Source organism: Nitrospiria bacterium, assembly GCA_035517655.1.
Classification (GTDB): domain Bacteria; phylum Nitrospirota; class Nitrospiria; order JACQBZ01; family JACQBZ01; genus JACQBZ01.
On record DATIYJ010000004.1, the window covers coordinates 1 to 12,100 of the forward strand.

Annotated in this window: 13 protein-coding genes; all 13 read right to left on the bottom strand. The window is 56.4% G+C overall.

The genetic code is table 11. The features are described from left to right. On the bottom strand, nt 1-288 hold a 288-nt coding region (locus VLY20_00255), incomplete at its 3' end, for a hypothetical protein (GenBank protein ID HUK55075.1). A 43-nt stretch (nt 289-331) separates the two neighbouring features. Further along, nucleotides 332-1,456: a glycosyltransferase family 4 protein gene (locus tag VLY20_00260; protein HUK55076.1), complete on the bottom strand. Its 1,125-nt coding sequence runs from the start codon at nt 1,454-1,456 to the stop codon at nt 332-334. A gap of 58 nt (nt 1,457-1,514) precedes the next feature. Beyond that, entirely contained in the window at nt 1,515-2,171 is a 657-nt protein-coding gene (locus VLY20_00265) for a YdcF family protein (protein ID HUK55077.1), read from the bottom strand. Between the two features lie 52 nt (nt 2,172-2,223). Continuing rightward, a complete protein-coding gene (locus VLY20_00270) occupies nt 2,224-2,784 on the bottom strand; it encodes an acyltransferase (GenBank protein ID HUK55078.1) in 561 nt (186 codons plus the stop codon). Continuing rightward, nucleotides 2,778-3,728: an alpha/beta hydrolase gene (locus tag VLY20_00275; GenBank protein HUK55079.1), complete on the bottom strand. Its 951-nt coding sequence runs from the start codon at nt 3,726-3,728 to the stop codon at nt 2,778-2,780. The genes VLY20_00270 and VLY20_00275 overlap by 7 nt, the downstream gene beginning before the upstream one ends. After that, the gene (locus tag VLY20_00280; protein ID HUK55080.1) at nt 3,725-4,669 is read right to left on the bottom strand and encodes an alpha/beta fold hydrolase; all 945 of its coding nucleotides are present in this window, start codon (nt 4,667-4,669) and stop codon (nt 3,725-3,727) included. Before VLY20_00280 ends, VLY20_00275 begins: the two co-directional genes overlap by 4 nt. A 23-nt stretch (nt 4,670-4,692) precedes the next feature. Continuing rightward, a complete protein-coding gene (locus VLY20_00285; protein ID HUK55081.1) occupies nt 4,693-5,571 on the bottom strand; it encodes an SGNH/GDSL hydrolase family protein in 879 nt (292 codons plus the stop codon). Then, on the bottom strand, nt 5,568-6,704 hold the full coding sequence (locus tag VLY20_00290; protein ID HUK55082.1) for a glycosyltransferase family 4 protein: 1,137 nt from the start codon (nt 6,702-6,704) through the stop codon (nt 5,568-5,570). The genes VLY20_00285 and VLY20_00290 overlap by 4 nt, the downstream gene beginning before the upstream one ends. Nucleotides 6,705-6,861: 157 nt before the next feature. Continuing rightward, nucleotides 6,862-7,869, bottom strand: coding sequence for a polysaccharide deacetylase family protein (locus VLY20_00295; protein ID HUK55083.1), 1,008 nt, complete (start codon nt 7,867-7,869; stop codon nt 6,862-6,864). Beyond that, nucleotides 7,866-8,999 (bottom strand): glycosyltransferase family 2 protein, encoded by a 1,134-nt coding sequence (locus VLY20_00300; GenBank protein HUK55084.1) that lies wholly within the window; start codon nt 8,997-8,999, stop codon nt 7,866-7,868. Before VLY20_00300 ends, VLY20_00295 begins: the two co-directional genes overlap by 4 nt. Beyond that, nucleotides 8,996-9,961, bottom strand: a complete 966-nt coding sequence (locus VLY20_00305) for a polysaccharide deacetylase family protein (GenBank protein ID HUK55085.1) — start codon at nt 9,959-9,961, stop codon at nt 8,996-8,998. Before VLY20_00305 ends, VLY20_00300 begins: the two co-directional genes overlap by 4 nt. Before the next feature lie 19 nt (nt 9,962-9,980). Continuing rightward, nucleotides 9,981-11,216, bottom strand: coding sequence for a DegT/DnrJ/EryC1/StrS family aminotransferase (locus VLY20_00310; GenBank protein HUK55086.1), 1,236 nt, complete (start codon nt 11,214-11,216; stop codon nt 9,981-9,983). An 89-nt stretch (nt 11,217-11,305) separates the two neighbouring features. Next, nucleotides 11,306-12,100, bottom strand: a 795-nt coding sequence (locus VLY20_00315; GenBank protein HUK55087.1) for a hypothetical protein, incomplete at its 5' end; no start/stop codon positions are given.

The window sequence follows — 12,100 nt, forward strand, 5'->3', positions numbered from 1 at the left end:
CCGTTTCAGATCGATACGGATCAATCCGAGTGCTTTTAATAAGACACCGTTTAATCTTCCTATGAGCCTGAAAAGATTAATAATGGAATAGGAATATTCCGTGGGGATGCCCGGAGGCGGACCGTCGTCGCCGATGGAACAGTACGCTCGATCGGGATTTTTCACGCTCAATACCCAGGGGTTCCAGCCGAATTTTTTAAAATATTTTGAAAAGGAAACGCTCCGTTTGGCCCCCACGTCGGTCAAGGGCGGATAATAGTAACAAAGCATCAGAATGTTTCTGTTCATCAACGGTCCATCCCGGCGGTCCTATCTTCAGGGCTTATTCTTTTCATTTAACGGCACTTAGACCTTCAAGATAGATCGTTTCATAGGCTTTGATCATTCGTTCCAGATTGAAGCTTTGACGAAACAATTCAAGCGATTTCTTGGAAAATCTCTCCCTCATCACCGAATTCTCACTCAACCTTTTGACGGCCCGGTATATCGCATCCGGATCTTCCGGTTTGACCAGGATGGCGTTGCCGCCGTCCAAAACGGCCTGTCCGACCCCGCCGACCCCCGTGGCCACGATGGCCCGTGAAGCAGCCATGGCTTCCAAAAGAACCAGTGGAAGTCCTTCATACAAAGAAGGGAGGATGAAAATATCGAACAGTTGAAATATCTCATGCATATCCAAGCGGGGCCCCAGGAACATGACATGGCGTTCCATCCCCAATTCTTTTACTTCCGCGTTCAACACATCCCACAGTTCCCCTTCCCCCGCGATCAGCAATAGAACATCCGGGAAATCATGGCTGAGCCGCTTTACGGCTTTCAGCAGGTACGATATCCCCTTTTGCGGGGTCAATCGAGAGGCCGTTCCCAAAACGGGGGTACGGCCGGGGTCGATTTCCAAATCCGCCTTTTTCTTTTCCACGTCGATGGGAACCGCGTATTTATCTCCGACGATCCCATTCAAAACCACTTTGATCTTGTCCGGCCGGATCTTCTCATACCAAACCAGGTCGTTCCGCGTATAATCGGAAACGGCCACAACCTGGGTGATGAAGTGCGACAGCAGCCATTCGGAAAACATATAACGCACTTTGTCCGGGAAACGGCGGGCATGATCGGTATGGACTTTGACCGGAACCCCCGCCAACAAGGCCGCCGTCGCGCCGTCCGTCAAGGGCTCGGTATTGTGCGTGTGAACGACCGAGGGTTTTATCTCCATCATGACTTTATACAGCTTCCAGAAGCGAAAATAATCGGCCCGCCCCCCCGTGGACGGCATTCGAAGCACCTCGATGCCCCCCTCCGCCAACTCTTTCTCGAGCGGTCCGCCCTCCCTCAACGCGCAGACCGAGACCTCGAATTTCTTCTTATCCATTCCCCTGGCCAGATCGACCACTACCCGTTGAAGGCCGCCGATGTGGAGGTCATGCGTGATCTGCATCACTTTGATTCTACCCATGGCGCCTATTCGATCCGTCGCCGACCTTCCCGTCGGGAGCCGTGAAATCGACATGCTTTCAAAGAAGAACCATCCGATAGACCTGCAGCTTGAAATATTCCTGAAGAAGGGTCCGCAGGCTCGGTCGATCGTCCGAGGCATAAACGTACAGATTCAACCCGGTGTTTTTTGCGAATTTGGAGAAACACTCCCAAACCCGCATCGTATGATACCGGGACGACACCAGGATCAGCGCCTTGTACCCTCGTTTCGATGCCAGCTCCGATATGCTCCTGGCCTCCGAAAGGGTTCCGAAAAAACCCATTTGAATGGGAACAGGTTCGATGGCCTTTTCATCGGCGCCCAGGCTTGTCAATCGGGCCACGGCCCATTCGTTAAAAATAAGATTCCTCTTCAGAGCGGGGCTGTAATTCATTTTCATTTTTCCATCGTCGATCAATATCTTCGGCGCGATTCTTTTCCGATACAATTCCGCGGCGGTTTTGAAGCGGTATTCGAGCATTCGCGGCGAACCGCCCAACACATAAATAACGTCGCTCGCATCGGGCGAGGAAGCATGAAACGTTTCCGGCACGGGCTCATCCTTGGTCAATTTCTGCATCAAGAAATATTGAAATTCCCTGTGCCCCGGAAAGGCCTCGATCCTCAAGAACAGCCACAACCCGAGCAGGACCAAAAAACAGCAGGCCAACGCAATTTTTCTTCCGGTCCACACCTATAATTTCTCCCGACCCCAAAACCATCGAAGGTCCGTCAGTGACGTTCCTCTACTCCGCGGGGATCTCTCCTTCCATGTAGCCGATATTTTTTTCCAAATAGTCCAGCATATCTTTTTTCTTCTCCCCCGTAATGCGCAGGAGGCTGTATTCATCCTCATGAAACGTCCGGCTTCTCTCTTTCACGGCCCGATGCTTGGCGAGGAAATCCTCCAGGCTGCAAATCACCTTCGCCGGATTGCCCGCCGCCACGCTATGCGGGGGTATGTCCCCGACCACCACCGCCCCCGCGCCGACGATCGAATCCGGCCCGATCCGCACGCCGGGCAACACCAATGTCGAATCACCTATGAAACAGTTGCGTTCGATGGTGATCCGTCCCACGCGCGTGATTCCCATGAAACGAAACATGCTGGCGTCGTGGGCGATCAAGCGCACGCAGGGGGCGAGCACGCAACGGTCCTTGATCGTGATCAAAAAACAATGCGAGGGGTCGATAAAAACGCCGTCGTTGATTTGGACATCCCGCCCCAGGACCAGCCCGTTCCTGAGCAGGTTGGCGAAATACCGCTCCCTCCGGTATCTCCGGATCGCGTCGATGAGGTTCAGCATGCTTGTCGATACCGCTCCAGCCACGACTTCATGTAATGAAGAAGCTCGTGTTGCCACTTCTCCTCGGTGTAAACATGGTTCGCGTCGTCGATAATATCGATCCGGCATCGGGACCGGTATTCGGGGTGACGATCCAGGAAATGGGCCTGCATGTCCTGCCGGAACTCCTGCAAGGAGAAATCATTCGCGGCAAACAGAAAATAGACATTTTTATTCCGGTCCGTAAACCGGCGAAACGCATCCAAAAACTTTTTATTGAACCGTTCGGAAACACCGGGCGCATCGGACGCGTTCCCCTGATTTCGGCTCGAACGCGGATGGGTCATCCGAGCGAACAGCTTTCGAAGTCCCCCAAAGTCCGATTGGAATCGGATGAGATTAAGCCAGGAACGCCCGCTGAAGACTTTTCTCAGATAATAAAGCATCATTTCACCCGGACGGCTGATTTCGGCCAGAATGTCCGACATATCGACTTGTGACGAGAGCAGGCGGACGGGCGAGTCCACTAAAATTAGACTCTCGACCCGATCGTCCTTGCCCCCGACCAGCATGCCCGTCACGGCCGCGCCGCATTGCCCGATCAGAATCAACTTTTCCAGCCGGGCCTCCCGAACGAAAAAGTCATTGGCCGCGAGGGTATCCGGGACGAACAGGCCCCGCTGAATCATCCCCCAGAGGTCCATGACGGATTCATGGGCCGCCAATTCTCCCTCGCTGTCCCCGATGCCGAAGGGGTCGACCCGCAAAACGTGAAAGCCCATGTCGCAAAACATCCTGGCCATCTTGACGTTGATCCGATTCGGCGCCACCCGGTTCTTCAGGCCCGGGTTGAGGATATTAATTCCGATCCGGGACTTGAGTTTGGGGCTCTCCGGGAGATGCAGAATACCGAAAAGAAGCTGACCTTTGTTGTTCCTGAAGGTGACGGCCTTTTCCAAATTCAATCGCTCCCCTTCTCCGTCCCGGCCCGCGTCTCTGTCAAGCGAGAAGGATCGCCGGACCCCGAAACCGCCGGATCATTTTGCCGATTGATCCAATCGAGTGTCGTAGCAAACAGAGCATCCAGCCGTTGGGGAAATGTATTCAACTCCCGCCAGAAAGGCTCGCCTTTCACCGTGCCGAACTGCGCCGGCCGTCCCGCCTGTTTTAACGCCCCTTGCAGTTCCTGCACTTCCTTGTCGATCCTCGCATTTTCCTCTTTATGAATCTGGATCATGAGCAGAGGCTTTTTGCAAGAGGGCATGACTTCGTTCAGCCGTATCCGGGATATCTGTTTGTAGAACTCGGGAGAGATCAAATAACCGTCGATGTTGACCGCTTTCCCCCCCAACAGATCCCTGACCATCTGCTCTCTCGTATAGTTTATTTTGCGGTACGTGGTCATTTGGGTCGTCAGATTGGACCGGAGGCAATCCTGAAAATACTTTTCCCCGTTGACGACGGGACTCCATAAAACCATCCCGTCGACTTCGTCCACATTCGCCGCAGCCAGGGCCGACAGGGTCCCCCCGAAGCGGGCGCCGAGCAGCATCACGTTTTTCACCCGCGCCTTCTCTTTCAATACCCCGACCGCCCGACGGATATCCGACAGCTGCGTTTCAACGTTCGCATCCTCGTAATTCCCGTCGCTGTCCCCGTGGCCCATGCAGTCGAAGCGCAAGACCCAATAAGAGTTTTTGGAGAGCAGCCGCGCAAAATTCACAAAGACCCGGTGCGCCCAGAGCTTCTCCTCCGCAAAGGGATCGCAAAAGACGACCCCCGTTTCGCCGTGAAGGCTTTTGGGGTCCGCCGGATGGTGCAGGATGGAAAAAAGGCGGTAGTTCTTGTTGGAAAAGAAGAACGGCTCTTCCATCGTCGATAAGCTTTCTTTTGATGCCGTCGTCATACGGTCGGCCGCTTCCGAGGGTCTCAGTGTGTTTCCGAAAGGCGGGCCAGCGCAATCAAGAGCTGCTCGGCCACGCGCTTGCGTCCTTCCTCGTTCAAATGTCCGCCGTCGTTCGAATACTCGGGGTCCAGATAATAATAATCTTTCCCGTGATCGGAGAAGACGGCGCGCCGGCCGTCCGGCAAGGTCGACTCGAGCGCCGCGATGTCGAACAGCGGTCCCTTGCCCCCGTATTCCTCGCGAATCATCCGGTTCAGCTCGTTTCGCTTGATGTTGTCCTGATCCCATGCCACCGGCCTGTGCAGCAGCCGATGGATCGCGGCGTTGAATCCGGTCGGATGAATCATCAACGGGACCGTGAAATAGACGAACTTTACCCTCGGATATTGCGCCTGCAGCTCCGCGATCGTCTCCTTATAGCTCTTGAACACCTCCTGGATATCGGTCCGGCTCCGGATGTCCCAGAAGCAAAACTTAAGAAACGCAACGTCGACCTTGTCGCCCAACCCATTCTGGAGGCGGTCGCGAAACGCCTTCGTCTTGGTCAGAGGGTATTCGTTTTTCCCGATCTCCTCGTGCGCAAAAACGGGCTCGTCGAAGGACGGAAGCGCACCGATCTTCACGATGTTCAGCTTGATATCGTTGTTCGACTTCATAATTTGAGCGATGCCGTCCATGATGTTGTTTCCGACGGATTGATGCCCGAAATAGATTTTCATTCGGGAAAGTTTTTGCCAGTCCGACAAGGGCACGTCGCTTATGGACGAAAGATGAACGGTCTCGCTTTTCACGGTTTCCTCTCCGCAACCCGTCGCGGCCATGAATACGGCCATCGTGTAAAATGCCAGGGGCCTGATTACGGCCCTTAAAAAAGAACCCTTTTTGTCATTCGCGCGCGTCATGATCTCACCTCTCCGACCTTTTCTTTCCGATCCCATGGCTGTTGATACAATTTCAAATACGATTGGGCCATTCTCAAACGGCTGAAACGAGCGGAAACTTTCTTGGAGGCGTTCTCTCCGATTCTCATCCTTAGGTTTTTATCCCGCAACAGCCCAAGACAGCCGTCAGAAAATTTCTTCGGGTCTCGCCCATCGATCAGAAACCCGTCCTCTCCATCCGAGACGATCTCCGGAATCCCGCCGACTTTCGGCGCGACGACCGGCCGACCGCAGGCCATCGCCTCCAGGATACTGAGCGGAATACCTTCATGGAGAGAGGTATTCAGGTAAAGGTCAAGAGATTGATAATAGGAGAACGGATCCGGCCGAGGGGATAAAAATTCCACGTCATCTTCCATTTTTAATTCCTTCGTTTTCCGGATCAATGCCTCCTTGAGGGGACCGTCGCCCAGAATACCGAAACGAACCTTATCGGTCTGCCTCCGCATTTCGGCCGCGACTTCCAGGAACAGACCGTAATCTTTCACGGGCACCATGCGGCCGACCGTCCCGATTTGAAATATCGCATCCCTTGAATCCCGGCCGGAGAACTCCCCCGGCGGAATGGGAATGCCGTTATAGATGACATCGATCTTCTCAGGTCTGAAACCGTATTTTTGAACCAGAACCTGCTTCATATTTTGAGAAACGGCGACCACGCGCGTGAAGAAATGTTTCAGAAGGAAATAATCCAATTTCGTTTTCAGCCCGATTCGCTCGTCTCCATTCTCTACATCAAGCGGCGGCTCGGAAAGACCGTGAAGCGTCGCCGCCAAACACCCGGCTCCGGTCGATTTCGCCAGAAAAAACGCAAGCAAATTTTCCTTGTACCGGTGGGAATGGATGACCCGGATCCTTTGCCCCTTCAAGGCTCGATACGCTTTCAATAGTATCACGGCAAACGAATGGTCGGCCTCCGAAATCACATGGGTTTCGATACCGGAGTCTCGAAGCTTCCGGGACAAAATCCCTTCGTTGAGTGAGAGCGCCAGGATTTTCAGGTGAGGCTCTTTTCTGAGTTCATCCAATAAATGGAAAACCATCACCTCCGCCCCGGCCCAGAGGTCGCCGGAAAAAATATGGAGGACGGTCATCGTCTCGCGGGCAGAGGATATTTTCCTTTCCACGGCCGGTCGATTCACGGATTCGGTCCCTTCGCTATTTTCGCCAAAGCCATTCGAAACCTCCGAATCGATCTTCAAGGAGCTCCCCACCGGCATCCCGGCATTTCGCATGAAATCCCTCAACGGCTTAAAAACGGTTCATGCCGGACAGATGCCATGAAAACAGCGGATCGGTCGAGCCGATGTCCTGATGGACCCCGATCCTCTTTAATCCGAAGCGATCGGCGGGAGACTCGGATTCAAAGCCGAATTGCGTCGTAACGGCGGCCCGGTAACCGGCCTCTCTGACGAGCTCCGCGACGGCGGGATCAAAATTTCCGTTGGGGTAGCAGAACACCGGGACGGTTTTGATTTTTTTCCCCCGCAGAGTATCGAACGACGTTTTCAATTCGTTTCGCACCTCTTCGCGGGAAAGTTTTGTCAGGATCTTGTGCGTGGCCGAGTGGGAGCCGAAGGAAATCCCGGATGCCGACATCTCTTCGACCTCTTTCCAGTTCACGACCGACCGTTCCGGAGGAAACGCGATCCCCGATCCCCGGCCGATCTCCCCGATTATTTTTTCGACTTCCCCTTCCGGCAGCCCTTTGCAGATCTCGATGATGGAATCGATCCCTTCGCCGCCGTTCCCGTCCGCCGCCGGCCGGGGCCATCGGCCCCATAAAGCGGTCAGGCGTTCCTTTTGCCCCGATTTGATGTACCGGTCCAGCAGAAATACCAGCTTTTCCGGCCAAAACCATTCCCGTGTCCCGATGAAGCTTGTCGGAAGGAAAACGGTCGCCGGGATTTCATACTTCCTTAAAACGGGATAGGCGTGGAGGTAATTATCCAGCCAGCCGTCGTCCAAGGTAACGACACAATAGCGCTGCCGTCCGTCCCAGCCCCCCCGGTCCCAGAGCCCAAGAAGCTCGTCAAACGATAATATCCGGAAATACTCTCTCAAAAATCGCATCTGCCGTTCAAACGCATCGTCACGGACGTACATTCCCGGCTGCACGAATTGCTCCTTCAATTCTTTCTCGGACAAGACCCGGTGATAGGCCAGAATCAAAACCTTGCCCTCCAGGCGGGACGATAAGCGTCGGGTCAGGTAATATCCCCGCGCGAGGGCCTCCCGGATTTTTGACTTTACGGTCATCGCTTGGACGGCTCCCAGGCCATGAAGCGCTCACCCCGCATATACCGGTACCAGGCCTTCAGGATGGAAAGATTGACCAGGACCAGGAAGGAGGGGATTTTCAAATAATATTTTTTGGAGGAAAGCCCGGCGGCCATTCCCCCGAAGGCCACGGCATAAAAAGCGACCTGAAGCCAAAGGGCGTAAAAATAAAAGGCCGAGCGTGAAACCAGCAGACCGTTACTGATGAAGCCCAGGATCATGGCAAACGGAACAAGCCACCGGCAGAGCTTGTGGCTGAACAACTGCCACGAAAACAGGCCGTAGCGGAACGGGTTCAGCAGAAAAAGACTCTTCATAAAGACGGAGATCCCCCGCACAACCGTCCGGACTTTTCGTTCGAATTCCTTCCCTTCGTCCGCGAGATTTTTATAGTAGCCCACGCTCTCGGGATCCGCGACGCCCCTCAGCCCCATCCGGATCGAATTCAAGAGGGTGTTGAAATCGCTTTGAAGGTCGACGGCCCAATCCCGGCAAACCGCGCTCCGCGCGGCGAAGAAAGACCCGCTCAGGCCGACCACCGAATTGATCCGCGATTCGAGACGGCGCAGGAGCATCTCATACTTTACGTACGCCCCTTCCCCGGTGAGTTTCCCGTCCGGGTCGATGAAGCGATCGACGCTGCTGACGCATCCGACCTCCGCATCGCTGAAATTCCGGACGATGGCCGCGACGCCGTTCGGGTCCAGGATGGTGGCGACATCCGAAAAAATAAGAATTTCTCCGGAGGCCTTTTCCACCGCGTAGCGCTGGGCGTTCTCCTTCCCTCTGCGTTCCGGGGCCCGGACCAATTGCACCCCTTTCGGCCGGTACGATAAAACAATCCCGTCGGTTTTGTCGGACGAGCAATCGGAGGCCACGAGGATTTCCATCCTCTCCTTGGGATAGACCTGATTCAAGGTATTGATGAGCTTGTCCTCGATTCGTTTCTCCTCGTTGTAGGCCGCGATGATGAAGGAGACCTTCGGCGCGAACGATCCTTTCTGAACAGGGCGGTTCCTGAAAAAAGAGAACGCCGCCAGCAGCAAGGGGTAGCCCGCATAGGCATAGAAAACAAACGCCGCCGACAGCCAGAATATCGCTTCGATCATGACGGCACCGCGTTCACCGCTTCCGACAACCCGATCGATTCGATCCGGGCCTCCCTCGCAAACGCCAGGAATTTTTTCAAACGCGCGGCGAAGTCGCGCCGATCGGCCTCGGTCTTCACAAACGGCGACAGCCCGGGGCGAAGCGTCGGGGAATGGAAATAGAGATTGATCAGCGGAAACCGCTTCAGGAGCAGGCGCTTCGTCAGGGCGATCATTTCCCGGGCGCTGGACAGCTCCGGCGTGAGCGCAACCCGGTTCAGGAGACCCAGCCGGTCCAGAACGCCGGCCAGCCGGAGCCGGTTGAACGGCCGTTTTGTCAGAAAATTGAAGACGGCGTTCGAACGCCTGAAATCGCTCTGCACGAATCCCACCGTCGCGGGGACTTCCAGCATCCCGCCGCCCGGATGGGACGCAAGAACGTCCTTCGAGGCCGAAAAATAATAGGCGTCCGGAAAAACCCCGGAATAATCCGGACCATGATAGGCCGTCCAGTCGGTCAACGCAAGGACCGAGCTGTCCACCCGGTATCCCAGCTTCTCAAGCGCCGTCGCCGTCGCCCCGTTATAGCCCCAGCGGCCCGCCCGGAAGGAGGACGGGACGACGCCGAAGTTTTTGGCGATGGTCTCGTGCAAGGATCGGATTTTGCGGAACTGCAGCTCCCCCGCCAGATTGCACAGCATGCTGTTCTTCTCGCCGGCTTCCTCTTCGAACGGCGGCGTATTCCAGGGGTGACAATGCGATCCGATCTCGCAGCGCCCGGCGTCCAGGATCCTTCTCAAGATCGGGACCGCCTTCCCGCTCGCCGCGACGGGATAGGAAACGAGATAGGTCGGCCGGACCTGAAAGTCGTCGAAGATTTCCTGCAGCGCGGGGATCGCTTCGATATTTTGTACCGTGCAGCCCCTCGGGCTGTAATCGCCCCAGTTATCCTCTTCGGTGTCGACTGTAACGATCATCTTCATCCCGTGACAGGCTCCAACTCTAAACCGCCGACCGGCCGGCCGCCGCGCGCAGCTCGCCGCTTGAGGGGGCCCCGTCGGAATGCATTTCCTCAAAAAACTCCCGGATGTTCTCGCGATCCCGGCGAGAAACCAGCGGATGGGTCGGAACGGTCAGAAGCCGGTCCGCCAGTTCCCCCGCCATCGGGAAGGACCGGCCCTCAAAACGGCCCTTCAGCTCGTCCAGTTCATCGATGGCTTTCGGGTACATCGGGCTCAGTCCCAAACCCCGGCTTCGAGAAAGCGCCAGCCAACGGTCCCGGACGCTCCGGCTTTCACAGAGAACCGGCAGGCGCAGGTAAGCGACGCCGTCCTCCCGCCGGGGCTTGACCGCAAGATGCGAGTTCATCCAGGCCGCGGTCTCGCTTCGAATCCGGTTGGATTGTTCCAGGCGCCGCGGCCAGCGTCGCAACAGAGCCGCCTTCAGTCCGGACAACTTTCGGATCGGAAAATCCCTATAGAAAAAGGTCTCGCCCAATTTGAGAAACGGCAGACCGGCCGGAAACCAGTAAAGGGCCGGATGAATAAAGAGGGTCATCATCTTGAGTTGAAACAACGTTCCCAAGGCCTCGCCGATCCCGGGCGCTCGAAGCTTCGCATAGTGGCGGTCAATCGCATCGGCGATCCGGTCCGAATTCGTCACGATGATCCCGCCCGATCCGCTGGTAAGGTTTTTCCCGCGGCCCAGGCTGAAGAACCCCGCGTCCCCGATCGTGCCGAGCTTTCGGCCGCGGCTTGTTCCGCCCATCGCCTGGGCCGCGTCCTCGACGACGTAAGCCCCGCTCGGCCGGCAGAGGTCTTTCACACGGTCCACGTCGGCCGGGATGCCGAAGAGATGACACGGAACGACGCAAAGGGTGTCGTCGGTCACGGCCCGCTTCAAACCTTCCGCGTCAAAATCAAACCTCTCGCGGTCGATATCGCAGAGCGACGGTTTGAGGCCGGCCCTCAAAACCGAGGACGGCACGGAGTAGCAGGTGTAGGCCGGGATGACGACCTCCCGCTTCGACGACAGGTCCTTCAGCCCCAGAAGAATCAACGCCAGCGCGGCCTTGCCGGAAGAAACGAGGAAAACATGACGGACCCCGAAGTACTCTTTGATTTCGTCTTCGACCCTTCTTATGGACTTCCCGCCCCCGAATATCCCGGCCAGTCCGTACCACAAATCCCGCCACTCGAGCGGGGCCGCGGCCGGCGGAATCGTACGCTTTATTTTCACTTCGGATTCCTCGCTTGGACGATCAATTCTTCCATCAGTCCTTAAGCCCCCCCCGGATTCTGCGCGGCGGACGATCCGGCGCGGCGTCTCTAGAAGTTTCGGATCTGCTCTTCCAACAGGCCGCAGAAGTCGCCGAGCTTCTCGGCGAACAGGACGTGTCGGAAGAGCAGGAACAATCCGAGGAGTTTTACCTTCAGTCCGCCGTCGGCACGATAAGAACCCCACCACAGGATCACCGTCAAGGTCCGGAAACGAAACAGCTCACGCAGGACGACGCCGATCCATCCTCGCCATCCCTTGCGAACAACTTCGAACCTCAGCCTGGAGTCCCCGCCTTCTTCAGCCTGCCACGCGATCTCATCCGATGTGTAGACGCGGAGTTTGGCATTCGGGAAAGCCGCCAACAAACACTCTCTATCGGCTGTCCATCTCCCGATATAGGCTGACGGCAGCGCCATTACCGTCAGACGGCGGCACCTCTCCCTCTTCTCCACAAGCGCGCGCATCTCCATCCGGAGCGCCGCTAGATCGGCCCGCTCCGGCGAGAGATCCGACTCGGGCGGCAGACGGGGCTCTCCTTCGAGGCGGTGATAGGCCTCTGCAAGCGTCCCCGCCTCGGGGCCATCCTTGCGCTCGGCGCATTTGCGAATCCGGGGCTCCATCACCGAAAGCTTGAACTGCGAGGCATAAACGGAGATGAGCCGGAGCTTCTCTTCAAAGACATCCGTGACATCCTCGGTGCCGCGAACCAGACGGGTCCCGCGAGCGGCGAACGCGGCCGAGATCTGCGCGGCGTGGTCCCCCCCCGCGTAGGGGAGGTCCTCGTACATCACGACAGGAATACCCGCGAACCGGTCTCCGCCCCGGACCAGCATCTGGATGCA